The following is a 25,047-nucleotide window of genomic DNA, read 5'->3' on the forward strand; positions in this document are numbered from 1 at the left end:
ATGGACATCCGTGACGAACTGATCGATCACGTGCCGCGCCTGAGGCGCTATGCGCGCGCGCTGATCAACAACCGCGAGCTCGCCGACGATCTCGTGCAGGACACGCTCGAACGCGCAATCGCGCGCACCGAGCTGTTCCGCGCGGGCACCGACCTGCGCGCGTGGCTGTTCACGATCATGCACAACATCTTCGTGAATCAGGTGCGCAAGTCGGCGGCGCGCGGCACGCATGTCTCCGTCGACGACGACAGCGTGCCCGAAACCGACTACGCCGTGCCCGCGACCCAGACCGGCGCGCTCGAAGTGCGCGATCTCGACTTCGCGTTGCAGCGGCTGCCGGTCGAACAGCGTGAAGTGGTGCTGCTGGTGGGCCTCGAAGAAATGAGTTATGCCGATGTGGCGCTGGCGCTGGACGTCCCCATCGGCACGGTGATGTCGCGGCTGTCGCGAGGACGCGAGCGCCTGCGTGCGCTCATGGCCGGCGCGGTGCCGCGCGCGAATCTGAAGGTGGTGCGATGAGCGAGCAACAAATTCCCGTGACCGAAGACGAAATCCACGCCTACGTGGACGGCACGCTCTCGGAAGCGCGCCGCGCCGACGTCGAGCGCGAGCTCGAACGCAATCCCGACCTCGCCGCGCGTGTCGGCGACTTCTTTTCGCTGAACAGCCTGCTGCATGAGCGCTTCGACAGCCTGCTCAGCGAGCCGGTGCCCGCGCGTCTGCGCGCGGCGAGCGAAGCGCCTGCCGCGCGCGTGGACGCGACCAGAACGCTGAACCCAGCGCTGAAAGCGCCCGTGCGCGCGGCCGCCAACTGGCCGAAATACGCGGGCATGGCGGCCGCGCTGGTGCTGGGCGTGGGGATCGGCTGGGGCACGCATTACGGCGCGGCATTCATGCCGGGTACTGCCGGTCGCGGCGATCAGCAGACCGCGAGCGCCGACACGACGATGAGCTTCGTCCACGAAGCCGCGCTCGCCCATGTGGTCTACATGCCAGAAGTCGGGCGTCCGGACACCATGAGCAGCCATCAGGAGCAGGACTTCGTGCAATGGCTCGCGAACCGGCTCGGCACCGACGTGCATCCGCCCATGCTCGCGAAAAGCGGTTTCGAGCTGGCGGGCGGCCGTTTGCTGCCCGGTCCCGACGGTGAAGTCGCGCAGTTCATGTATCACAACGCGCAGGGCGAACGCGTGACGCTGTGCATCTCGCACCGCAAGACCAGCAGCAACACCACGGCGTTCAAGCTCTACGAGGATGGCCCCGTGAGCGTGTTCTACTGGATCGACGGCGACTTCGGCTACGCGCTGTCCGGCGGCATCGACCACAAGGTGATGCTGCAACTCGCGCACGACGTCTATTCGCAACTGACGCCGCATTGAAGCTCTATTGACGCGGTATTCATGACGTAGCGGTGCGGATTGCCCGCACCGCTCTTGCCGCGTCATGGTTCGCATGCGAACGCCGACGCCCCGCTCATCGAGAGCGGGGCGTCGGCGTTGCACGGTGTCGAACAGCGTCTTCTCTGCGCTCAGCTACCCTGATAGATATTGCAGAAGCTCGCCGGGCCGACGCACATTTGCGGCGCGCCCGACTCGCTCGTGCCGGGCATCGGCATGCCCATGCCGCTTTGCGCGACGGGATCGGCCGCGGTCTGCGCGACACGCGGCGGCTGCTGATGTTGCTGTGCGGCCACTTGCTGCGCGAACACGGGACTCACGTCCGGGTACGACGCATCGGTCACGAAACGCGAGCCGTTGTTTTCGGCTTCGATCAACTGCTGGCGCACTTCGGCGCGCGTGAGGCCTTGTGCCGAGGCTTGCGTGACGGCGCCCACGGAGGCAAGCGCGATGAAGGTGGCGAACATGGCGTGGCGAATGGACATTTCGAACTCCTGATAATGTGAGGTTGGTGCGTGACCGGAATCGATCGTGTTGGATTCATGTCGGCCTGCATGGAGATGAACGCATGGCGCGCCGTGCTATTCCGTTCGCGTGTGTATCTTCGTGTAGCGATGTAAGCGGGGCGGTCGGCAAACTCGGCGGAACGCGCCTCGGAGTTTGGCCGGGACATCGGCGAAATGTGACGGTTTTGTGTCTTTGAGCGCGTGCAAGCTTGCCCGCGAAAGCACCCGTGTGGCATGCTTGCGGCGATCAAACGGCCACACGACCATGGATCTCGCTTCGTCCATTGCAACTTATGGCGCCGACATGTCGGGCCTGATATGCGGATTCCGCTTCACGCCTGGCCAGCCGGGCCAGCCCGTCAGCGGCGAGGAAGTGCTGCGCGGGCTTCAGCATGCGCGCGCCCTGGCCGCCGAGGCCGCCGAGGCGGCGCTTGCCGCCGCCGCGCGCCAGAATGCGGATCTCGCCACGCCCGATTGCGCGCCTGTGCAGCCCGAGCCCAATCCGGCCGACGACGGCGCCTTCTACTGGCTGCACTTCAATCTCGCGCATGCCGCGAGCGCCTCGTGGATGCGCTCGCATCTCGATCTGCCCGACGGCTTTTTCGAAATGCTCGTCGAAGGCTCGCATTCCACGCGTATCGAACACATGGACGGCGCGCTGTTCGCGGTCGTCAACGACGTGATGTTCGATTTCGAGCTGACGCCTTCGCAGATCGCCACGCTCTGGTCCTATACGCACGAACGCCTGCTGGTGACGGCGCGCATGAAGCCGCTGCGCTCGATCGACCGTTTGCGCGGCGACGTGCGCAATGGCGAGACGTTCCGCTCGCCCGCCGAACTGCTGATTCATCTGATGCGCGATCAGGCCGACCTGATGGTGGAAATCGTGCGCCGCACGAGCATCGACGTGGATCGCGCCGAAGATCAGTTCCTCGCCTCGCGCCGCTCGAAAAGCCGACACGAACTGGCCGCCATGCGCCGTATCCTCGTACGATTGCAGCGCATGCTCGCGCCCGAACCCGGCTCGATCTTCCGTCTGCTCGCGCGTCCGCCGCGCTGGCTGCAATCGCCCGACGTGCAGGATCTGCGCGAGGCGACCGAAGAATTCTCGCTCGTGCTCGGCGACATGGCGGGGCTGGTCGAGCGCATCAAGCTCCTGCAGGAAGAGATCGCCGCGCGTCTCGAAGAGCAGAACAACCGCACGCTCTTCACGCTCACGCTGGTGACCGTGCTCGCCTTGCCGATCAATATCGTCGCGGGTTTTTTCGGCATGAACGTGGGCGGCATTCCGCTCGCCGAGAACCGGCACGGCTTCTGGCTGATGGTGCTGGTGGTGGCGAGTTTCACGGCGCTGCTCGGCTGGTGGGTGTTCCGCCGCCGCGGCGACAGCTAGGCGCGCGTGCCATAACGCGCGCGCGGACTGGCGGCGAAAATTGAGGCCTTTATTTGAGGCCTTATACTACGCGCTCGAACCGTCGGCCCCGCGCCGTTTTGACCCTTTCCACCCCTCCAGTCTGTGTGCTAACGCTATGGCCGTCCCTCCGCCATCCGTCGAATCCGCGACTGCCCCCGCTGCCTCCAAAAGCGGCGGCGCGCGCGTGCGCGGCATGGACGATGGCGCGTTGCCGCCTGCTCATGAAGCCCTTCATGAAGTCGCCCGCGAGGCCCCGCTCGACGCCTTGATGCGCGTGATCGCGCGCCACTTCAACGTGGCTTCCGCCTGCGTGCTGCCGGGCCACATGCGTGACGACGCGCACGCGGGAGCGTGGCTGGGCGAGGGCGTCGATGCACCGTTGCGCGACGCGCTGCTCGAACTGCAGCGCGCCGAACGCCTTGGCGGCGCGCAAACGGGCGCGTTCGCGAGCGAACCGATCGTCGTCAGCGACGTGGCGGGCGATCCGGCCTGGCAGGCCTGTCTTAATCGCGCGAGCGCGCTGCCATTTCGCTTCGTCGCCGCCTGGCCGCTGGCGGGCGCGAACGGCGACTCGCCCGGCACGCTCTACCTGATCGATCACGCGCCGCGCGAGCTGAACGCCGCCGAGCGCGCAAGCCTCGACGATTTCGCGCGCGTGATCGCCACGCTCGCGGTGCAGGCGCCGCCGGCGCACGACGAAGTCGAAGCGCTGCGTGCGCGCGAGCGTCTGCTGGCGCTGGCGATCGCGGGCAGCGGCACGGGCATCTGGGATCGCGACGTCGTCACGGGCGAGATCCGCTATTCCACCGGCTGGAAAGCGATGCTCGGCTACGAGGACGACGAAGTGACGAGCCGCGTAGAAGACAGCCTCCTGCGCCTGCATCCCGACGACCGCGATTACGTGAAGGCGACCATGCAGGCGCACTTCGAAGGCCGCACCGCGCACTACGAAGTCGAGCACCGCATCCGCTGTAAAGACGGCAGCTACAAGTGGATCTGCAGCCGCGGCAAGGTGACGGCGCGCGACGCGGACGGGCGCGCGCTGCGCATGATCGGCACCACGACCGATATCACCTCGATGCGCGAAATGGCCGAGCGTCTGCGCGAGTCGGTGAATCTCGTCACCAATCTGACGAATGAAGTGCCGGGCCTCGTGTTCCAGTGCCATCAGGCGCGCGACGGCCATGTGTCGTTTCCGTATGCGAGTGCGGGGATCGCGGAGATTTACGAACTGACGCCCGCGCAGGTCGCGGCCGACGCGAGCGGCATCGAGGCGCTCGTGCATCCCGAGGATCTGGATGCGTATCGCGCGTCGTTCGCGGCGTCGGCGGCCGTGCTCGCGCCGTGGCACCTCGAATATCGCGTGTGTCTGCCGCAGCAGGGCTTGCGCTGGCGTCAGGGCGATGCGAAGCCACGCCGTCTCGCCGATGGCGCGACCGTGTGGCACGGCTTTATCACCGACGTCACCGAGCGCAAGCGCATCGAAGCCGAGTTGCAGGAGTTCGCGACCACCGACGGCCTCACGCGGCTCGCGAACCGGCGTCATTTCATGGCGCGCGTGGAAGCGAAGCTCGCGCTGCTGCGCCGCGTGGCGAGCGCGGCCGGCGTGACGGGCATGGTCGGCATGAAGGGACTCGGCGGCATCGGCAACGTGGCGGCGGTCATGATGTGCGACCTCGATCATTTCAAGTCGATCAACGACCGCTTCGGCCACGCGGTCGGCGACGACGCGCTGCGCCACTTCGCCGAAATCCTGCGCACGCATCTGCGCGCGGGCGACGTGGCGGGCCGCATCGGCGGCGAGGAGTTCGCCATTCTGCTCGACGGCGCCGACGTGGAAGGCGCGTGCCGCGTGGCGCGCCGCATTCAGGACCGCATCGCCGTCGACCCGCTGCTCAGCGTCGCCGGGCCGGTCACGCTCGCCGTGAGCATCGGCATCACGCAGATGAGCGCCGACGACAGCGCCGCCGAAGCCGCGCTCTCGCGCAGCGACGTGGCGCTCTATCGCGCCAAGAAGGGCGGCCGCAACCGCATCGAGTGCGCCTGAGCGCGCGGTTTTCGGGCATCGCCGTGAACATGCGCGTCTCCCGGCTGCGGAGCAGTGTGCGCTCCTCATTCTGTCCCTTGGTGTAACGTTCCGGCAAGGCTCACGCCATTTCGCGCGTCGCGACGGAGAAACCTGTGCCGTTTCAGTCACCCCGTTCTTCCGATGCACCCGGCATGCTCGCGTGGCTCGCGAAGCTGGCCGCGCGCGGGCTGGTGATCGCGCTCGCCGCCGGCGTGCCGCTCGTGCTCTGCGTACTGCTCACGCGCTACGAAGCCGTACGCATCGGGCGCAGCGAGGCCGCGCTGGCCTCGAACTTCGTCGTCAATCAGGTGATGGCGATCGTCGAGCAGGCGCGCGACGCCGCGCGCTCGGTCGCGCCGCATGCGGGCGCGCCGTGCGAGACGCTGTCGCGCGAACTCTCGCTCGCCGCCGCGACGCAGCCCTATGTGCGCACGCTCAATATTCTCGACAGCGATCACGTCGCCTGCTCGTCGGCGACCGGCAATCAGTCGATCGCGGTCGAGACCTTCCTCAACGGCAACGTGCGCACGCCGCGCGGCGACTGGCTGATGATCGTCCCGGGCACGCCGCTTGTCGCGAACCGGCCCGCGCTGCTGGTGGCCGTGCGCGCCATCGGCGGCCGCAACGTGGTCGCGGCGGTGGACTCGCAGTATCTGCTCGATCTGCTGCACGCGGCCGCGCCGCATAACGAGTTCCGGCAGGCGACGCTGCGCGTGGGCACCGGGCCCGCGCTGCACGAAATTCCCGCTGGCGGCGACCCCGCGCGCGACGAGGCGGGCGGCGACAGCCCGATGGAATCCGCGCCGCTGCTCGCCGACGTGCGCCGCACGATGGACGGCAGCGTGATCGAACTGCGTCTGCAAGGCTTGCCCGAACGGTTGAACGCGACATGGCGTGTGCTGTTGTTTCGCTATCTGCCGTGGACGGCGCTGCTCGCCGCGCTGCTGGTCTGGCTCGTGTATCGCGTGCAGCAAAGCCGCCGGTCGCGCCGCGAGCAACTGCTGCGCGCGATCCGCGCGGGCGAATTTCATGTCGAATATCAGCCGCTGTTCGGCGTGGCGAGCGGGCGCTGCGAGGGCGCGGAAGCGCTGCTGCGCTGGGTGCGGCCCGGCATCGGCACGGTGCGTCCGGACGAGTTCATTCAGGCTGCCGAAGAAGAGCACGTGATCGTGCCGCTCACGCAGCATCTGCTCACGCTGATTGCCCAGGACGTCATGAAATGGGCGACGTTGCCGGGTTTTCACCTCGGTATCAACTTCGCGCCCGAACATCTGTCGAGCGAGGCGCTGCTGCCCGACGTGCGCAACTTCACGCGCAGCATTGGCGGACGCGGCATCGAGGTGGTGCTGGAAATCACCGAACGTTCGCTGGTGCGCAATACCGACGTGGCGCAGCGCAATCTCGTGGCGCTGCGCCGCGACGGCGTGCGCGTGGCCATCGACGACTTCGGAACGGGCTTTTGCTCGCTCTCGTATCTGGAGAAATTTCCGTTCGATATCCTGAAGATCGATCGCGGCTTCGTGCTGACCATCGATGCGCAGGAGCGCAGCGCCGTGGTGCTCGACAGCATCATCGGTCTCGCGCACAGTCTCGATGCGAAACTCGTGGCGGAAGGCGTGGCTTCGCAGGCGCAATTCGATTATCTGTGCGCGCGCGGCACGAACTGGATTCAGGGCTTCTTCTACGCGAAGCCGATGCCCGCCGACGATTTCGGGCGCTGGTATCGCGGGCCGGGCATGGCGCCGTTTCCCGCCCCGGTTGTGGCGGCAGCGCGCGAAGCAACGTAATCCGGCGACCTCAGCGGCTTTCGATCGATGCAAAAAAACGGGCGGCCCTGATCGGCCGCCCGTTTGTCTTCAAGCCTCAGCGCAAGAATCAGTGCGGCGAAGTCCAGCCCTTGTAGCTGCCGACGTTGTCGCGCGTGATGAGCGCGGGCGTCATCTGGATCATCGGATTGGCGGGCTTCTTGCCGTTCATGATGTCGTAGCCGACCTGCACGGCGGTTTGCGCCATTTTCCACGGGTCCTGGCTCGCGGACGCCTGCACGAGCGTGTCGCCCTTGAGCGCGGCTTCGATGTCGGGCGCGCCGTCCACCGAGGTGATCACGATATTGCTGCGGTGCAGTTGCTTGGCGGCCAGGTCGCTGCCGATCGCCTGCGGATCGTTGATGGTGAATACGCCGTCGAGCTTCGGAAAGCGCGTGAGGTAGCCCTGCATCGTGTTCATGCCGCCTTCGCGCGAGCCTTTGCCGTCCTGATCGTCGGAGAGAATCTTGATGCCCGGCGACTTCGCGAGCACCTGCTTGCAGCCGTTCACGCGGTCGATCACCGCCGAGACCTGCGGGCCGTTTTCGATAATGACGTTGCCCTTGCCGTTGATCTTCTTCGCGAGGTATTCGCAGGAGATCGCGCCGGCCTTCACGTTGTCGGTCTGCACGGTGGCGTCGGCGCCCGCGGCGCTCACGTCCACGGCCAGCACCACGATGCCGGCCGCGCGCGCCTTGCGCACGGCGGGCTCGATGGCTTTCGGATCGGAGGCGTTCAGCAGGATCATGTCGACGTGCGCCGAGATGAAGTTGTCGATCTGCGTGAACTGCTTGTTCAGATCGTAGTCGGCGGACACGGCCGTGACCTTCGCGTTCGGATTGATCTGTTTGGCCTTCGCTTCCGCGCCTTGCACGATGGTCACGAAGTACGGATTGCCCAGCGAACCCACGGTGATGCCGATCGACTTCAACTGCTTGTCGGCGGCGTGCGCGCCCTGCAGGGCGCAGCCCAGGGCGAGGGCGGCAACGGTGCGAACGGCGACGGCAACGGCGGTTTTCTTTTTCAGCATGATGTCTCCTGAGGGTGCCTTCGAGTTATGTCGTGTGTCGTGTTGGTGTGTTGTGTCAACGTGCTGTGTCAACGTGCTGCGTGCTGCAAGGGAAAGCGAGGAATCAGGTGCGGGCCGAACCGCGCTGGCGATAGCGGTCGAGCGCCACGGCGCCGACGATCACGAGGCCCTTGATGATGTATTGCCAGATGTCCGAGACGCCGAGCAGCACGAGGCCGTTCGACAGCACCGCGATGATGAGCGCGCCGATCAGCGTGCCGACGATCGAGCCCACGCCGCCCACGAAGCTCGTGCCGCCGAGAATCACCGCGGCGATGGCGTCGAGTTCGTACGACTGGCCGAGTTGCAGACCGTTGGCGGCGTAGAGGCGCGCCGCCGACATCACCGCGCCGAGCCCGGCGAGCAGGCCCGAGGCCGCGTAGACGAACATCTCGATCGCCCACACCTTGATGCCCGAGAGACGCGCCGCTTCCGGGTTGCCGCCCACCGAATAGATATGCAGGCCGAGCACCGTGCGGCGCAGCACGAACCACGACGCGGCCACCACGACGAGCGCGATGATCACGAGCCAGGGCACGCCGAACACCGTGCCGTTGCCGATGAAGGCGAACGAGAGCTGCGGATTGAAGATGGTGGTGTCGTGGCCCATCAGACGCGCCACGCCGCGCACGGCCGTGAGCGAGCCGAGCGTGACGATGAAGGGCGGCAGGCGCAGCAGCGAAATCAGCGCGCCGTTGATGAGCCCGAAGCCGAGACCCACGCCGAGCGCGGCCGGAATACCCAGCCAGCCCCAGCCGACGATGGTCGAGCCGAGCATCGCGGCCACGGCGGACGCGGCCAGAATCGAGCCCACCGAAAGATCGATGCCGCCCGTGAGAATCACGAAGGTCATGCCGGCCGCGAGCACGATGTTGATCGACGCCTGCTGCGTGACGATCGACAGATTTTCGAGCGAGAAAAAGCCGTCGGTGAGCAGGCCGAAGCCGATGCACAGCAGCACCAGCACGGGCAGCATGCCCGCCGTGCGCATGATCGACTTCATGCGCGCGCGATGGCCGTCAACGGTCTGGCCGCGCGTGGATTGCGCGCCCTGGGCAGGCGTGGCCTCGGCCGCATGGCGGGGAAGAATGCTTTTCATGATGTCGTGCTCCTCAATATCTCTTTTGACGGGGCGATGCGCGTCGGGCGCGGCGCTTACGCGGCTTCGTCCAGCGCGCCCTGCGAGCCGGTGGCGAGTTCGATGATGGCTTCCTGGCCGATGGGTCTGCCGGTGTAGCCGCCCAGTTCTCCGGCGAACAGGCCTTCGCGCATGACGAGCACGCGATCGGCCACGCCGATGATTTCGGGCAGCTCGCTCGAAATCACGATGATGCCCACGCCGGTTTTGGCGAGGTCGTTGATGATGCGGTAGATCTCCGACTTCGCGCCGATGTCCACGCCGCGCGTCGGTTCATCGAGGATCAGCACGCGCGGTTTCGTTTCGAGCAGACGCGACAGCAGCACCTTCTGCTGATTGCCGCCCGAGAGCGCGCCCACGTTCACGCGCGGGCTCGGCACGCGTATCGTCAGCGCGCGGATCGACTCCTTCGCGCGCGCCGAGCCGCGCGCGAGATCGAGCACGCCGAAGCGCGCGTCGCGGCCCGCCACGGACACGTTGATGTTGTCGCGCACGCTCATGTCGAGAAAGAGGCCTTGATGCTTGCGGTCTTCGGTCAGATAGACGAGGCCCGCGTTGATCGCGTCGCGCGGCGTGTGGACGTGCAGCGTTTTGCCGTCGATCGAGATCTCGCCGCGCACGCGCGGTTCCGCGCCGAAGATCAGGCGCGCGAGTTCCGTGCGGCCCGCGCCAACGAGCCCCGCAATGCCGAGCACTTCGCCCGCATGCAGATCGAGGCTGCAACCGCGCACGCGCTTGTCGTCGGCGACGTCGCGCACGGTGAGCACGACCTTGCCCGGATCGTAGGGCGCGTGCGCCTTTTTGTAGAAGCCCGAAATATCGCGGCCCACCATCATGCTGACGAGGCTTTCGGCGCTCAGCGCGTCGCGCATCAGCGTGCCGACGTAGCTGCCGTCGCGCAGCACCGAAACACGATCGGACAGCTCGTAGATTTCGGCCATGCGATGGCTGATGTAGATGATCGCGAGACCGTCTTCGCGCAGTTGCAGGATCAGCTTGAAGAGGCGTTCGGTTTCGCGCGAGGAGAGCGGCGTGGTGGGCTCGTCCATCACGATGATGCGCGCTTCGGTATGCACGGCGCGCGCGATTTCCACGAGCTGGCGTTCGGCGATCGAGAGCGAGCCGACCAGCGTGGTCGGGCCGAAGGTGGCGCCGAGGCGTTGCAGCACGTCTTCGCAGCCGCGCTCCATCGCCGCGCGATCGACCATGCCGAAGCGCGAGTTGCCGCGCCGCAATTCGCGGCCCGCGTAGATATTTTCGGCCACCGACAGATTCGGCGCGAGGCTCAGTTCCTGATAGATCACGGCCACGCCGAGTTCGCGCGCGGCGAGCGGCCCGTCGATCGTCACCGGCTTGCCTTCGATGAGAATCTCGCCGCCGGGATCGGCCTGATACGCGCCCGAGAGAATCTTCATGAGCGTGGACTTGCCCGCGCCGTTCTCGCCCATCAGCGAATGCACTTCGCCGGGCCAGACCGAGAGGCGCACGTTGTCGAGCGCGCGCACACCGGGAAAGGTCTTGCTGATGCCCCGCATTTCCAGCAGCGGCGGCGTCGTCTCAGAGCTCGACATGGCTCTCCTCCTGCGCTTGTACGTTGGTTTGTGCGCCGGCGCCCATCAGGATGCCTGCACGCGGCGAAAAGTTGAAGAACATCGGCAGCGTGGCCGCGCCGAGCGCGCCCGCGTCGGGGCCGAAGGTGCCGCGCACCAGCGCGGGCGTGCCGCGCGCCTCGGGGGCGGTGGCGGCCACGGCCACGCGCAGGCGCTGCATGAGCGTGTCGATGAGGCCCGCGTCCACGTCGGCGTCGAGCACCACGGCGGGCACGTCGAGCACGCAGAGCGCGGCGCGCAGCGCGGGCGCGAGCGCGTCGATGCAATCGTCGAGCCATTCCTCGACCGCCGGATGCCGGCGCGCGATGCAGGCTTCGAGATCGGCGCGGCTGTCGACGGTCTCGCCGCAATATTGCAGATGGCGGCGCAGCGCGATCAGCGACGCGCGCGAGAGCAGGATGTCCCATTTGCCGTCGGGCTTGTGCGCCGAAGGCAGGTTGCCGGGCGGCACCGGCATCACCGCGAAATCGCCCGCGTTGCCGGTCAGGCCGCGCACGCAATCGCCGTCGATGGCGACGCCGCCACCGATCGCCGGGCCGAGAAACAGATAGAGGAAATCGTCGCGCTGACGTCCGCAACCGTAGAAGATTTCGGCGATGGCGGCGGCGTTGCCGTCGTTTTCGCTGAACACGGGTAGGCCGGTCGCGCGGCCCAGCTCGGCGGCGAAATCGACGTCGCTCCAGACGCTGAAGGTATCGGCGGGCAGGCCCAGTTCGCGCAGCCAGCTGCCGAGGTTGTACGGCTGCGCCACGCCGATGCCCGCGAGGCGGCGGCGCTCGTCCTTGTCGAGCAGTCCTGACAGTTCGGCGATGTCGCGCTGCACGATTTCCTGCGCGAGCGCGGGTTGCGGCAGCAGCATGTCATGCGAGCGGCGGCCGATCATCTGGCCCGCGAAATCGACGAGCACGGTTTCGATGTTGGTCCGGTCCAGACGCACGCCGATGGCGAATGCGCCGCGCGGCGACAGGCGCAGCAGCGAGGCGGGCTGGCCGCGTCCGCCGTCGAGGCGACGGCCGCTCATTTCGATCAGACCATTGTCGATCAGCGACGTGATGATGCTGCCCACCGCCGTGCTGGTGAGGTTCGCGAGGCGCGCGAGGTCGGCCTTCGACGCCTCGCCGGCGCGCCGCAGCGCTTGCAGCAGCAGACGCTCGTTGAAGCGGCGGACATTGGCCGAATTGCTGCCTTGACCGACATGCGGACTTCTCACGCGTCTCCTCCGTAGCTCTCGATGCGTGTCGACCGGACGGTGTGCGGCGTTCGTCGGCGACTAAATAAATCAAGTTGATTTATTTAATGCCCGATTTCGTCCCGTGTCAGCCTGGGGAAATCCCGGCGCGAGGTGGGCATGGGGCTTGTCAGGAACTCGGCGACGCGCGGCTCAGGCCGACGGCGGTTTTTGCGCGACTGGCCGAATGCGATTATCCGTCCGCGATCAACTTCGTGCGCCGGGCGCGTTGCGATGCGATGCAGGGCGATTGAAAAGGAAGGCGTGGCAGCGTGCCGTTTTTCATGCGCGGCTAACGGCGCAATGAATGGACGATGCCCGGACATCGACGGATTGAGCCGGGCGCGATTCCACGCTAGATTGCGTGTCGGAGCCGCGCTTGCCGCTGGTGCCGCGAAATCGACGTGGTGGCAAACGCGTCGTCGTCGAAATGAATCCGCCAGGGAAACGCCTATGCACAAGCACATCTTCGTCAATCTGGGCGTGCGCGACTTGAAGCGCTCGATGGACTTTTTCGCTCAGGTCGGCTTTACGTTCGAGCCGAAATTCACCAACGAGCAGGCCGCCTGCATGGTGATCGGCGAAAACATCTTCGCCATGCTGCTGACGCCCGACTTCATGCGCGGCTTCACCGACAAACCGCTCGTCGACGCGCGCGAGCAGACCGAAGTGCTGGTCTGTCTCTCATGCGAGTCGCGCGACGAAGTCAATGCGCTCACGGAGAAAGCGCTCGCGGCGGGCGGCACGTCGAAGCGTCCGCCCACGGACTATGGCGACGCGATGTACGGCCGCAGCTTCGAAGACCCCGACGGCCATATCTGGGAGTTGATGTGGATGTCGCCCGAGATGGTGGGAAAGGGCGCGCACGGCGCGTGACCTGTCGGGCGACGGGCGGCGGATAAAGCGCGCCGCAGGCGGGTTCACACCAGCTCGACCCGCTTGATTTCCTTCACGATCACGAGGTAGCTGATCACGGTGATCACGGCGTTCACGCCGACGAAGGCCAGCGCGCCGTCGAACGAGCCGGTTTTCGCCACGAGGTAGCCGATCGCGATCGGCGTGACGATGCCGGCCACGTTGCCGAACATGTTGAAGATCGAGCCCGAGAGGCCGATGGCTTCCTTCGGCGCGGTATCGGCGACCACGGCCCAGCCGAGCGCGCCGATGCCCTTGCCGAAAAACGCGAGCGACATCAGCAGCACCACGAGCCAGTCGCTCTGCACATAATTGCAGCCGACGATGCACGCCGACAGCGCCATGCCGCCCACGATCGGCGCCTTGCGCGCCAGCGTGAGCGAACAGCCCGCGCGAATCAGCGAATCGGAAATCACGCCGCCCAGCACCCCGCCGAGAAAGCCGCAGACCGCCGGCAGCGACGCCACGAGGCCCGCTTGCAGGATCGTCATGCCGCGCGCCTGCACGAGGTAGATCGGGAACCACGTCAGGAAAAAGTAGGTGATGACGTTGATGCAGTACTGCGCGAGATACACGCCCAGCAGCATGCGGTTCGACAGCAACTGACGCATGATGCGCCAGCCGTTGCCCGCCGTTTGCGTCCGGCCGGCATCGTCCGCAGCGCGCGACTTGCGCAGATGGCCGTTCACGAGGCCGCCGCCTTGTTCGATGTACTCCAGCTCCTGCGGATTCACGCCCGGATGGTTCGCCGGATTCTTCATGACCTTGAGCCAGACGAAGGCGAGCAGCAGCCCGGCCACGCCCATCATCAGATAGACGTGGTGCCAGCCATAGGCGTGCGTGACCCACGCCATCAGCGGCGTGAAGACGACGGCCGCGAAATACTGCGCCGAATTGAAGATTGCCGACGCCGTGCCGCGTTCCTGGGTGGGGAACCAGCTCGCCACCACTTTCGCGTTGGCCGGGAACGCGGGCGCTTCCGCCGCGCCCATCACGAAACGCAGCGCGAACAGCGCCGCGACGGCCGCCGCCGTACTGCCGAGCACGCCGATCGCGCTTTGCAGCAGCGTGAACAGCGACCACAGGAAGATGCTGGTGGCGTAGACGCGGCGCGCGCCGAAGCGGTCGAGAATCCAGCCCGCGGGCAGTTGCGAGAGCACGTAGGCCCAACTGAACGCCGAGAAGATGTAGCCCATGCGGATGGCGTCGAAGCCGAACTCCGCGCGCATCGCCGAACCGGTGACCGAGAGCGTCGCGCGATCCGCGTAGTTGAGGGTGGTGATGACGAAGATCAGCGCAAGGATGACGTAGCGGACTTTCGTGCGGCTCGCGGCATCGGCTGCGCTGGCGGCCGGGTTGGCGGTACGGCTCAACGGCATGGGTTCACCTTGGTTCGTGCGCGGGGGAACGGGCGAGCGTCTCCGCGTAATGTCTCCGAGCGGCGCGAGTTGTAAGACATCGAGCCGACTTGTCAGAAGGCATCCTACAATGTCTTACGGCGGCGGAGCAATCGTCTCGGCGCATGTTTCGGTTGAATTCAGGGTAAACGTGGTATTGAGCGGGGCGCGCGCTTGTGGAATTGTTCGCCAAGTTGTTCGACAACATGACGGGCGCCGCGGTGATGATGTTAACAGTGGCGCCCCCGACTACAACAGCCCGGGGAGGCGAATTTGAACAGGAAGAAAATGGCGCAGGCAGTGATGGGCGCGGTGCTGGGCGTCGCGGGCGCGGTGGCGGCGCACGCGGCGACCTTTGTTTATGTGTCGAATGCGGATAGCCAGAACATCTCGGTGTTTCGCGTCGACGAAAGCGCGGGCACGCTCGCCGCCGTCGAGACGGTGCCGGTCGGCGGCACGGTCATGCCGATGACGCTGTCGCCCGACCATCGCCGTCTGTACGCCGGTCTGCGCTCGCAGCCGTATCGCGTGGTGAGCTTCGCGATCAATCCGCTCGACGGGCGGCTCGCCGAACTCGGCCGCGCGCCGCTCGCCGAAAGCATGGCCTATCTCTCGACCGACGCGACCGGCCGCTATCTGCTGTCGGCCTCGTATGGCGGCAACCAGCTTGCGGTGAACCGCATCGGCGAGAACGGCGTGGCGGGCGACGTGCAGCAGACGATCAAGACCGGGCCGATGGCGCACGCGATCCGCACGTCGGCGGACAACCGTTACGCGTTTGCGTCCGTGCTCGGTTCCGACGCGTGGCTGCGCCTGCGTTTCGACGCCACGACCGGTCAATTGACCGAGGACGCCGCGCCCGCGTATGCGCTGCCCGAGAAGTCGGGGCCGCGCCATTTCGTGTTTTCGTCGGACAGCCGCTTCGTCTATCTGATCGACGAACTCGACGGCAAACTGCACGTGCTCGCGTTCGACCGCGCGCACGATACGGTCAAGCCGATCCAGACCGTCTCGATCCTGCCCGCCGATTTTCATGGCGACAAGCCGTGGGGCGCGGATCTGCACCTGACGCCCGACGGGCAATTTCTCTACACGTCGGAGCGCACGTCGAGCACGCTGGGCGCGTATCGCGTCGATCGCGCGACGGGCAAGCTCGCGCGCATCGGCACCTATGCCACGCAGAAGCAGCCGCGCGGCTTCAATATCGATCCGTCGGGGCGCTGGCTGTTCGCGGTCGGCCAGTTGTCGACGCAGATGAGCGTGTATCGCATCGATGCGAAAACGGGCGCGCTCGAAGAAACGGGGCAGGTGCCCGTGGGCAAGGGCGCGAACTGGGTGGAAGTGGTGCGTTACACCGGGTCGAACGAGTAACGCCGGTTCGGCACGGCGCGTCCGCGTGGGTTCTCACGCACGCGGACGCGCGGGTTCGCCTTTAACGCAGCGAACAGTTGAGCCAGTGATGGATGCGCTCGCCGTCGAGACGCGAGCCATCGGCGCTCGCGCTGCCGAGCATCGTGACGATCACCGGGCGGCGGCCGTGCACCATCATGCGCATGACCATGTTGTGGCCCGACTCGTTGATGAAGCCGGTTTTCTGCAAGCTCGCCTGCACGCGGTTGTAGCGCACGAGGCGGTTGCTGTTCACATATTGAAGCTGCCCGCGTCCCGTGGGCACGCGTTCCTGATGATCGGTGGAATAGCGGCGGATCAGCGGATAGCCGTTGGCCGCGCGCACGAGCCGCGCGAGTTCGCGCGCCGTCGAGACGTTCTGCGGCGAGAGTCCCGTGGCGTTGACGAAGTGCGTGTGCGGCATGCCGAGGCTCGCGGCCTTCGCGTTCATTGCGTCGACGAAGGCGGGCTGGCCGCCCGGATAGTCGCGCGACAGCGCCGACGCCGCGCGGTTCTCCGACGACATCAGCGCGATATGCAGCATGTTCGCGCGCGTGAGGCTCGACCCGACGGTAAGTCGCGAATGCGTGAACTTGAGCGTGTCGAGATCGGCGTCGGTCACGTCGATGCGGCGCGCGAGCGGCGCGTGATTCTGGTCGAGCCAGACCACGGCCGTCATCAGCTTCGACACCGAGGCGATGGGCACGACGGCGTCGGCGTTGCGCGCGAACAGCGGCGTGTGCGTCTGTTCGTCGACGATGAACACCGAGCGCGAGAAAAGCCGCTTGCGTGAAGCCGGCGTGTAGCCGCAGCGCGCGAGCAGATGCGGGCCCTGGGTGGCTGATGCGGTGGTCGACACGCTCGTTTGCGGCGCGACGTACGGAATGATTGTCGGCGCGAAATTCGGCGACTCGGCTTGCGCGGTCGTGACGGGCGGTTTCGCGTGGTGACGTTTGGCCGGCGCTTTCAAGTGGGCTTTCGGATGCGCCTTAACGTGCGGCTTCGCGTGCACCTTCGCATGCGGCTTGACGTGCGACTTGCTTTGCGCGATCGAACGGTGAGCGGCATGCCCGTGCGGCAACGGCTTCGTTTTCGCGCGCTTGCCGCGGCGCTTCGCATCAGGCGTTTTCGCCGCGGCGAGCGCGGGCACGGTGCGCTGCGCCGAACGCGGCTTGCGGGTGATTTTCTTCTTCTTGGCGGCCGCGTGGACATGCGGATCGGCGCGATGCCGAGGCGTCGTTGCGGCGAAACTCGCCGTGGCCGTCAGGCCGGCGAGCAGGAGGGCGGAAACGAGGAGCGGAAGTCGAGAAAGGGAAATCACCGGCAGAAGAAGTTGAGGCGGGTAGTTCGAAAGAGGGCGAAGAGGCGCGACGAAGCACCGGGAAACGGCTGGATAGCAGCAGCGCGATGCGAGGCGTATCGCCGCGCGCGTGACTCAATGGTACAGGTAGAACGCGCCGCCGCGCGCATTCTGGCTGTTTTTCCGGCGAAATCGCTGCAAATGGGCGCATGATGCGCCGGAAAATGCGTGATCGGTTACGTCGTTCGCACGCATGTTACCGGTCTCAGGGTTATCGCGAATGGCTGCGTTCGCGCACCGATTTGTATGATGGGCCAGGACATGCCGATGCTCCCGCTCATGCGCTGCGGCTGCGCAGTCGTCGCTGCCGCGTCGAGCGTGACGGGCCACGCAGCCTCATGAACGCCCACACTCCCGCCCCCGCTTCCTTGCCCGTGCATTCGCCCAGCCATTGCGTCGAGGACTTCACTGGCGTCGCCAATCTCGCTAGCATGCTGGATTGCGCCCGCATCCGTTACCGGAGTGTCTAGATGCCTCGCTTCGCCGCGAATCTCACGATGATGTACAACGAGCACGCGTTTCTCGACCGCTTCGCCGCCGCCGCGCACGATGGGTTCGATGCCGTGGAATATCTGTTTCCGTACGACCATCCCGCCGCCGAAGTGAAGGCGCGGCTCGAAGAAAACGGCCTCGCGCAGGCGCTTTTCAACGCGCCGCCCGGCGACTGGGCCGCAGGCGAACGCGGTCTCGCCGCGCTGCCTGGCCGCGAGGACGAATTCCGCCGCGGTATCGACAAGGCGCTCGATTACGCGCGCGTGCTCGGCAATCGCAAGCTGCATGTGATGGCGGGCATCGTCGCTTCCGAAGACACGCGTGCGCAGCAGCGCGAGCTGTATCTGAAGCATCTCGACTACGCCGCGCAGGCCGCGCGCGGCGAAGGCATCACGATTCTGATCGAGCCGATCAACACGCGCGACATGCCGGGCTATCTGCTCAATCGTCAGGACGACGCGCACGCGATCTGTGCCGAAATCGGCGCGGCCAATCTGCAGGTGCAGTTCGATTGCTATCACTGCCAGATCATGGAGGGCGACCTCGCGGTCAAGCTCAAGCGCGATATCGCGCGGATCGGGCATATTCAGGTGGCGGGCGTGCCCGAGCGGCACGAGCCCGATAGCGGGGAAATCAATTATCCGTGGCTCTTTTCGCTCATCGACGAACTGGGCTATACCGGCTGGATCGGTTGCGAGTACTGGCCGCGCGCGAAAGCGTCGGACGGGCTCGGCTGGATCCGGCCTTATATGAAACCGCGATGAAACCGCGATGAAACACGGTGAAAGTGCGATGAAGGCGCGCGCCTGAGGCAGTCGTTCGTGCGTGCGCGGTACGCGGTGCATTCCATCAGGCTTGAACGGAGCGTTCGACTATGAAAGTGCTGATTACCGGCGGTGCAGGATTTCTCGGCCAACGACTCGCGGGCGAACTGCTTGCGCGCGAGTCGTTGAAGATTGGCGGCGTGCAGCAGCGCATCGACGAAATCGTGCTGCTCGACGTGACGCGCGCAGAAGGCCCCGACGATCCGCGCGTGCGCATCGAGGAAGGCGATATTGCGGAGCGCGCCGTGCTGGAGCGCGTGATCGACGGCGAGACGGCCGTGATCTTCCACCTCGCCGCGATTCTGAGCGCGGAGGCCGAGGCGGCGTTCGAGCTCGGCATGCGCATCAATTTCGACGCCACGCGCGAATTGCTCGAAGTGTGCCGCGCACGCGGCCATGCGCCGCGCCTCGTGTTCACGAGTTCGGTGGCGGTCTATGGCGGCGACATTCCCGAAGAGGTGCAGGACGATACCGCGCTCAATCCGCAGTCGTCATACGGCACGCAGAAAGCGATGGCCGAGCTGCTGCTGAGCGATTATTCGCGGCGCGGTTTCGTCGACGGGCGCGTGCTGCGTCTGCCCACGGTCAGCGTGCGGCCGGGCAAGCCGAACGGCGCGGCGTCGTCGTTTGCGAGCGGCATCATTCGCGAGCCGCTCAATCGCGAGATCAGCGTGGTGCCGGTGAGCGGCGCGACGCGCGTGTGGCTGCTGTCGCCGCGTATCGCGATCGAAAACATCGTGGTGGGCGCGGAAATCGACGCGGCGGCGCTCGGTCATACGCGTGTGGTGAATCTGCCGGGCGTGTGCGTGACCGTCGACGAAATGGTCGAAACGCTGAGCCAGTTCGCCGGGCCGAAGGCTGTGGCCCGTATCGAATGGGCGCCGGACGAGACGATCGAGCGCATCGTCAGCAGCTGGCCGTCGAGCTGGAACGTGCGCCACGCCAAAAAGCTGGGCTTCAGCGGCGAGACCACGTTCCGCGCGATCGTGCAGACTTATCTGGAAGACGAGTTGCACATACTGCCCAAACGCGATCACGGGCATCACTAGACGCGCAACGCGATCGAAAGCGCGCGATCAGTCAGGATGACGAATGAACAAGAACGAGTATGAAATCCATGATGCGCGCTTTCGCTGGCTGATTCAGGCGAACGCACCGCTGCAGAAGATCGCGGGCGATTGTCTCTGGAACGAGGGGCCGGTGTATTTTCCGGCCGCCGATCAGCTGCTCTGGAGCGACATTCCGAACAATCGCATGATGCGCTGGGCGCCCGGTGCGGGTGTCGGCGTGTTTCGCGCCAACGCGAATTTCAGCAACGGCAATACGCGCGACAACGAAGGCCGCCTCGTGACCTGCGAGCACGGACGGCGCTGTATTTCGCGCACCGAACACGACGGCAGCGTGGTGGTGCTCGCGTCGCATTATCAGGGCCGCCGTTTCAACTCGCCGAATGACGTGATCGTCGATTCGCGCGGCACGATTTGGTTCAGCGACCCCGACTACGGAATCATGAGCGATTACGAGGGCTTTCGCGCGGAAGGCGAAATCGGCGGCTGTCACGTCTATGCGCTCGAAACCGGCGCGAGCGAGGCGCGGCGAGTGACCGACGATTTCGTCAAGCCCAACGGGCTCGCGTTTTCACCGGACGAATCGCTGCTCTATATCGCCGATTCGGGCGCCTCGCACGTGGAGGGCGGCCCGCGCCATATCCGCGTATTCGATGTGCGCGACGGCGCGTTGTCGAATTCGCGCGTGTTCGTTTCGATTCAGAACGGCGTGCCCGATGGCTTTCGCGTCGACGAGCAGGGCAACGTCTGGACCAGCGCCGAAGACGGCGTGCATTGCTATTCGCCGCAAGGCGAATTGCTCGGCAAGATTCTGCTGCCGGAAGTGGTGTCGAACCTCACGTTCGGCGGGCTCAATCGCAACCGGCTGTTCGTGACGGCGACGTCGTCGGTGTACGCGCTGTTCATGGGCGTGCGCGGCGCGGCGCGCTGAACCTGGCGCGCACGCCTGTAGATCGTGCGTGCCTGCGATCAAGCTGTCGTGGAGATCAGGCCGCCCGTGCTCTGGCCGCTCGCGAGCATCAACTGAACCAGTTCGGCTTGCGCCGTCTGGATCGCGGCTTCGAGCTGGTTGGCCGCGCTGAGCGTCGCATCCTGGCTCGATTTGGCGGAGCCGCCGGTGCTCGTGGATTGCGATGCGCCGGTCGTTTTGCTGGACGTGTCGGCATTCGCGTTGTTGTTCGCATCGCTGGCGTTGGTCGTGCTGCTCGCCGCCTGCGCCGAACCGCCATTCTTCGGCAACGAGGCGAGCTGCGATTCGAGCGCCTTGATCAGCGCCTTGAGCTGATCGATGGCCGTCGTGGTGCTGCTTGAACTCGACGATGACGAACCGCCGCCACCGCCGCCTCCACCTCCGCCGCCGCTTTTCGAAGTCGAAGTCGTCGACGTCGTGCTCGACGTGCTGCTCGACGATGATGTGTCGCTCGAAGCGTTCGACGAAGTGGCGCTGTTATTGCCGTTCGACGTATTCGACGTGTTCGCGCTGGCGCCGCTGGCGGTCGTGGCGATGGCCGAGGTGGCGGAACTGGTGGGCTGAATCTGCATGGAGGCGTGTCCTCGACGTTGAGCGGTGCGGCGAAGCGGTCCGGGCATCGTCCGCAAAACGCGCAGATGAAGCCCCTGTTTGGGATAACGGCAGCGCACGGCCGATTCTTTAGGGGGAGTCGCCCTGGCTCGCCTTACACGGCCTGACGCTGCCCGCCTGTTCAGCGTCGCCGACGCCCGCCGAATCGCGGCAAACCTGCCGCAATCAGGGCGCAAGCACGGCGCAAACGCATCGCCAACAGGTAAAATCGATTCCGCGCGCCGCCGCGTGCGCATTCACCGTTCGAACGCTCCGAAACGATTCCGCTCCGGCGCCGCCGCCAGATCGACCAGGCATGCAATTACCCGGCTCCACCGTCCCGATCTCACTCGTCCTGGGTTTTCTCGCCGCCGCCCGCGCGCGGCCGGACGTGGTCGAGCGCTATCTGCAGCAGGCCGGCATTCCGGAGGAATTGCTCGACGAACCCGGCGCGCGCGTGACCGAGGAGCAGTTTTCGACGCTCTATCGCATGCTCGCAATCGAACTCGACGATGAAATGCCCGGCATTTTCAGCCGCCCGTTTCGCAGCGGCACGCTCAAGTTCCTCTGCCTGAGCCTGCTCGACGCGCGCAATCTGGAAACGGCGCTGCACCGCTTCGGCCAGTTCTTCCATATCGTGCTCGACGATTTCCGCGTCGAGTCGCGCCGCAGCGAACTCGTCGCGCAGGTCGAACTGCGTCCGCATCCGGCGTTCGGACCGATTGGCCCGCTCGGCCAGGAACTGATGCTCAAGCTCGCGCATGGCGTGTCGTCCTGGCTCATCGGCCAGAAAATCCCGCTGCTGCAAGTGGAACTCGCATGTGCGCGCCAACCGCACGCCGCCGATCATCGCTACTTCTTTTCGGGGCCGGTCCGTTTCGGTTGCGAAGCGCCGCTGCTGCGTTTCAGCGCGGCGTATCTCGACATGCCGATTCGTCAGAGCAAGCGCAATCTGCGTCAATTTCTCGCGCGCTCGCCGGGCGACTGGATCTTCGAATCGTTCAGCGAGCAACTGGTCAGCCATCAGGTGCGTCAGTATCTCGCCAGCACGCTGCCGGATCTGCCGACGATCGAGGCGGCGTCCGAGCATCTGCATTGCTCGGTGCGGACCTTGTGCCGCCGCCTCGCCGCCGAAGACACCGCGTTTCAGGCGCTCAAGGACGAATTGCGTCGCGATATCGCAATCCAGCGTCTGACCGACACGCAGGACACCATTGCGGCCATCGGCGCCGATATCGGTTTCGACGACCCGAGCGCGTTCCATCGCGCGTTTCGCCACTGGACCGGCAGCACGCCGGGCACCTATCGCGGGCGCGCCTGAGCCCCGATTTCACACGAATTTTGCTTCGGGTTGACCCTGGGTGCCTTGCCGCGCATGGTGCGCTGCGTCACGCCGTGGCCAGATTTGTCACTAGATGGGCCGGATCGGACAGTCCCCGCCCGCGCCTTTGAGGCTACGATTTGATGAACATGACCGGCCGCGCCGGGCATTGCGCCCAGCCGTCACGGTCTTTCTCATTCAACGTGTGATCGAAAGGTTTGCCATGAGCTTTAACGCCCCCGTCAAGGACATGCTGTTCGTGCTGAAAGAGCTCGCCGGCATCGACACTATCGCCGAACTGCCGGGCTACGAAGAGGCCGGTTTCGACACTGCGCAGGCCGTGCTCGAAGAGGCTGCGAAGCTGTGCGCGGAAGTGCTCGCGCCGCTGAATGTCGAAGGCGACCGCAATCCCAGTAGCTGGCACGACGGCGAAGTGACCGCCACGCCCGGTTTCAAGGATGCGTTCCGCCAGTTCGCCGAGGGCGGTTGGCAAGGTTTGCAACATCCGTCCGAATACGGCGGCCAGGGCTTGCCCAAGCTGATCGGCACGCCGTGCAACGAAATGCTCAACGCGGCGAACCTGTCGTTCGCGCTGTGCCCGCTGCTGACCGACGGCGCGATCGAAGCGCTGCTTACGGCGGGCAGCGAGGACCAGAAGCAGCGCTATGTGCCGAAGCTCATCTCGGGCGAGTGGACCGGCACGATGAACCTCACCGAGCCGCAGGCGGGCTCCGACCTCGCGCTGGTGCGCTCGCGCGCCGAGCCGCAGTCGGACGGCTCGTACAAGGTCTTCGGCACGAAGATCTTCATCACGTGGGGCGAGCACGACATGGCCGAGAACCTCATGCATCTCGTGCTGGCGCGGGTGCCGAACGCGCCCGAGGGCGTGAAGGGTATTTCGCTGTTCATCGTGCCGAAGTTCCTCGTCAATGAAGACGGTTCGCTCGGCGCGCGCAACGACGTGCATTGCGTGTCGATCGAGCACAAGCTGGGCATCAAGGCGAGCCCCACGGCGGTGCTGCAATACGGCGACAACGGCGGCGCGACCGGCTATCTGGTCGGCGAGGAAAATCGCGGCCTCGAATACATGTTCGTGATGATGAATGCGGCGCGCTTCGGCGTGGGCACGCAGGGCATCGCGATTGCCGAGCGCGCGTATCAGCAGGCGCTCGCGTATGCGAAGGACCGCGTGCAGAGCCGCCCCGTCGACGGTTCGGCGAAAGAATCCGTCACGATCATTCATCACCCGGACGTGCGCCGCATGCTGGCCACGATGCGCTCGCTCACCGAAGGCGCACGCTCGCTCGCATACGTGGCGGCGGCGCATTGCGACATCGCCCATCGTCACGCCGACGAAGCGGTGCGCGCGCGTCACCAGGCCATTTACGAATTCCTCGTGCCGATCGTGAAGGGCTGGAGCACCGAAATGGCCAACGACGTCACGAGTCTCGGCGTGCAGGTGCATGGCGGCATGGGCTTCATCGAAGAGACGGGCGCGGCGCAGCATTATCGCGACGCGCGTATTCTCGCGATCTACGAAGGCACCACGGCGATCCAGGCGAACGACCTGATCGGTCGCAAGACGGCGCGCGACGGCGGCGCGGTGGCGAAGGCGCTGCTCGACGAGGTCGCGCAGACGGTGGAAGCGCTCGGCAGTGCAAGCGGCGCGGCGGCGGTTTCGATGCGCGCGCAACTTCAGCAGGGTGCGAACGCGCTCGCGCAGGTGGTGGATTTCGTGGTACAGAATGTGAAGCGCGATCCGAATGCCGTGTTCGTGGGCAGCGTGCCGTATCTGAAACTCGCGGGCATCGTGTTGTGCGGCTGGCAACTCGCGCGCGGGCTGCTCGCGGCGCAACGCAAGCATGACGAAGACCCCGCGTTTTACGGTGCGAAGATCGCGATGGCGCATTTCTATGCCGAGCACGTGCTTTCGCAGGCGGGCGGTCTCGCCACGGCGATTGTGGGCGCGCAAGGCGGCGAAGGCGTGCTCGCGCTCGCCGAGGATCAGTTCTGAAACCGGTCGTCGCAAGCGGATGTAATGCGGGCATGATGAAAAAAGAAAACACACGAGACACAGCATGAATGCGAATGAACTGGTCGCCCAATACGGCCCACGCGAGTCGATGGAATACGACGTCGTGGTCGTCGGCGGCGGCCCGGCCGGGCTGTCCGCGGCCATCCGCCTGAAGCAGCTCGCAGCGGAAAAAGGCGTCGAAATCGGCGTATGCGTCCTGGAAAAAGGCTCGGAAATCGGGGCGCATATCCTCTCGGGCGCGGTCATGGATCCGCGCGCAATCGACGAACTCTTTCCCGACTGGAAAGCCCAGGGCGCGCCGCTGAACGTGCCCGTGACCGAGGACAAGTTCCTTTTTCTTTCCGAAACCGGGGCTAAGGCTGTGCCGAACTGGGCGCTGCCGGACAACTTCAAGAATCACGGCAATTACGTCATCAGCCTCGCGAACGTGACGCGCTGGCTGGGTCAGCAG

The 25,047-nt window shown here is 65.7% G+C and carries 22 protein-coding genes; 14 read left to right on the forward strand and 8 right to left on the reverse strand.

What is annotated here, in order from left to right:
• Window positions 1–519: a sigma-70 family RNA polymerase sigma factor gene (locus SB764_RS20895; protein ID WP_065063534.1), complete on the forward strand. Its 519-nt coding sequence runs from the start codon at window positions 1–3 to the stop codon at window positions 517–519.
• Entirely contained in the window at window positions 516–1,379 is an 864-nt protein-coding gene (locus tag SB764_RS20900; protein WP_183715385.1) for an anti-sigma factor family protein, read from the forward strand. Before SB764_RS20895 ends, SB764_RS20900 begins: the two co-directional genes overlap by 4 nt.
• A 149-nt stretch (window positions 1,380–1,528) precedes the next feature.
• On the opposite strand, the gene SB764_RS20905 is transcribed toward SB764_RS20900, so the two are convergent.
• Window positions 1,529–1,882, reverse strand: coding sequence for a DUF4148 domain-containing protein (locus tag SB764_RS20905; RefSeq protein ID WP_065063538.1), 354 nt, complete (start codon window positions 1,880–1,882; stop codon window positions 1,529–1,531).
• A gap of 286 nt (window positions 1,883–2,168) precedes the next feature.
• On the opposite strand from SB764_RS20905, the gene SB764_RS20910 reads away from it, so the two are divergent.
• The 3 genes from SB764_RS20910 (at window position 2,169) to SB764_RS20920 (ending at window position 7,172) form a co-directional block, all read left to right on the forward strand.
• Window positions 2,169–3,296, forward strand: a complete 1,128-nt coding sequence (locus tag SB764_RS20910) for a transporter (RefSeq protein ID WP_321890943.1) — start codon at window positions 2,169–2,171, stop codon at window positions 3,294–3,296.
• Between the two features lie 214 nt (window positions 3,297–3,510).
• A complete protein-coding gene (locus SB764_RS20915; protein WP_074984890.1) occupies window positions 3,511–5,364 on the forward strand; it encodes a diguanylate cyclase in 1,854 nt (617 codons plus the stop codon).
• Between the two features lie 134 nt (window positions 5,365–5,498).
• Window positions 5,499–7,172: an EAL domain-containing protein gene (locus SB764_RS20920; protein WP_343665657.1), complete on the forward strand. Its 1,674-nt coding sequence runs from the start codon at window positions 5,499–5,501 to the stop codon at window positions 7,170–7,172.
• Between the two features lie 88 nt (window positions 7,173–7,260).
• Here the strand turns inward: SB764_RS20920 and SB764_RS20925 are convergent, their stop codons facing one another.
• The 4 genes from SB764_RS20925 to SB764_RS20940 form a co-directional block, all read right to left on the reverse strand.
• Entirely contained in the window at window positions 7,261–8,220 is a 960-nt protein-coding gene (locus SB764_RS20925; protein ID WP_065063543.1) for an ABC transporter substrate-binding protein, read from the reverse strand.
• Between the two features lie 103 nt (window positions 8,221–8,323).
• Complete coding sequence (locus SB764_RS20930) at window positions 8,324–9,358, reverse strand: ABC transporter permease subunit (RefSeq protein WP_065063545.1); 1,035 nt, start codon at window positions 9,356–9,358, stop codon at window positions 8,324–8,326.
• Window positions 9,359–9,414: 56 nt separating this feature from the next.
• Window positions 9,415–10,968, reverse strand: a complete 1,554-nt coding sequence (locus SB764_RS20935) for a sugar ABC transporter ATP-binding protein (RefSeq protein ID WP_065063547.1) — start codon at window positions 10,966–10,968, stop codon at window positions 9,415–9,417.
• Window positions 10,955–12,217, reverse strand: a complete 1,263-nt coding sequence (locus SB764_RS20940) for an ROK family transcriptional regulator (RefSeq protein WP_110326068.1) — start codon at window positions 12,215–12,217, stop codon at window positions 10,955–10,957. Before SB764_RS20940 ends, SB764_RS20935 begins: the two co-directional genes overlap by 14 nt.
• A gap of 471 nt (window positions 12,218–12,688) precedes the next feature.
• Here SB764_RS20940 and SB764_RS20945 point away from each other — a divergent pair, with 471 nt between their 5' ends.
• Window positions 12,689–13,111, forward strand: coding sequence for a VOC family protein (locus tag SB764_RS20945; protein WP_321903211.1), 423 nt, complete (start codon window positions 12,689–12,691; stop codon window positions 13,109–13,111).
• A gap of 44 nt (window positions 13,112–13,155) precedes the next feature.
• On the opposite strand, the gene SB764_RS20950 is transcribed toward SB764_RS20945, so the two are convergent.
• Window positions 13,156–14,529 carry an MFS transporter gene (locus SB764_RS20950; protein WP_183715378.1) on the reverse strand — a complete coding sequence of 458 codons (1,374 nt, stop codon included), beginning with the start codon at window positions 14,527–14,529 and terminating at the stop codon, window positions 13,156–13,158.
• Window positions 14,530–14,835: 306 nt separating this feature from the next.
• On the opposite strand from SB764_RS20950, the gene SB764_RS20955 reads away from it, so the two are divergent.
• Window positions 14,836–15,918, forward strand: coding sequence for a lactonase family protein (locus SB764_RS20955; protein WP_110326062.1), 1,083 nt, complete (start codon window positions 14,836–14,838; stop codon window positions 15,916–15,918).
• Between the two features lie 61 nt (window positions 15,919–15,979).
• On the opposite strand, the gene SB764_RS20960 is transcribed toward SB764_RS20955, so the two are convergent.
• Window positions 15,980–17,257 (reverse strand): serine hydrolase, encoded by a 1,278-nt coding sequence (locus SB764_RS20960; protein ID WP_410864725.1) that lies wholly within the window; start codon window positions 17,255–17,257, stop codon window positions 15,980–15,982.
• 509 nt (window positions 17,258–17,766) lie between these two features.
• Between SB764_RS20960 and otnI the strand changes: the two genes are divergently transcribed.
• From otnI to SB764_RS20975, 3 genes are all read left to right on the forward strand, one after another.
• A complete protein-coding gene (otnI, locus tag SB764_RS20965; RefSeq protein WP_065063556.1) occupies window positions 17,767–18,552 on the forward strand; it encodes a 2-oxo-tetronate isomerase in 786 nt (261 codons plus the stop codon).
• A gap of 110 nt (window positions 18,553–18,662) precedes the next feature.
• Window positions 18,663–19,661: a D-erythronate dehydrogenase gene (gene denD / locus SB764_RS20970; protein WP_110326060.1), complete on the forward strand. Its 999-nt coding sequence runs from the start codon at window positions 18,663–18,665 to the stop codon at window positions 19,659–19,661.
• A 43-nt stretch (window positions 19,662–19,704) separates the two neighbouring features.
• Complete coding sequence (locus tag SB764_RS20975; protein WP_074984879.1) at window positions 19,705–20,610, forward strand: SMP-30/gluconolactonase/LRE family protein; 906 nt, start codon at window positions 19,705–19,707, stop codon at window positions 20,608–20,610.
• A gap of 38 nt (window positions 20,611–20,648) precedes the next feature.
• Here SB764_RS20975 and SB764_RS20980 read toward each other — a convergent pair whose 3' ends face one another.
• Window positions 20,649–20,918 carry a hypothetical protein gene (locus SB764_RS20980; RefSeq protein ID WP_321904361.1) on the reverse strand — a complete coding sequence of 90 codons (270 nt, stop codon included), beginning with the start codon at window positions 20,916–20,918 and terminating at the stop codon, window positions 20,649–20,651.
• 49 nt (window positions 20,919–20,967) lie between these two features.
• Between SB764_RS20980 and SB764_RS20985 the strand changes: the two genes are divergently transcribed.
• From SB764_RS20985 to SB764_RS21000, 4 genes are all read left to right on the forward strand, one after another.
• Entirely contained in the window at window positions 20,968–21,213 is a 246-nt protein-coding gene (locus tag SB764_RS20985) for a hypothetical protein (protein ID WP_321868809.1), read from the forward strand.
• A 343-nt stretch (window positions 21,214–21,556) separates the two neighbouring features.
• A complete protein-coding gene (locus tag SB764_RS20990) occupies window positions 21,557–22,561 on the forward strand; it encodes an AraC family transcriptional regulator (RefSeq protein WP_065063566.1) in 1,005 nt (334 codons plus the stop codon).
• A gap of 223 nt (window positions 22,562–22,784) precedes the next feature.
• Window positions 22,785–24,575 carry an acyl-CoA dehydrogenase gene (locus SB764_RS20995; protein ID WP_110326054.1) on the forward strand — a complete coding sequence of 597 codons (1,791 nt, stop codon included), beginning with the start codon at window positions 22,785–22,787 and terminating at the stop codon, window positions 24,573–24,575.
• 64 nt (window positions 24,576–24,639) lie between these two features.
• Window positions 24,640–25,047 (forward strand): NAD(P)/FAD-dependent oxidoreductase (locus tag SB764_RS21000; RefSeq protein ID WP_410864728.1); only part of this gene is annotated, 408 nt, incomplete at its 3' end.

This window comes from Paraburkholderia sp. SIMBA_027 (genome assembly GCF_046535315.1).
Lineage (GTDB): Bacteria > Pseudomonadota > Gammaproteobacteria > Burkholderiales > Burkholderiaceae > Paraburkholderia > Paraburkholderia tropica.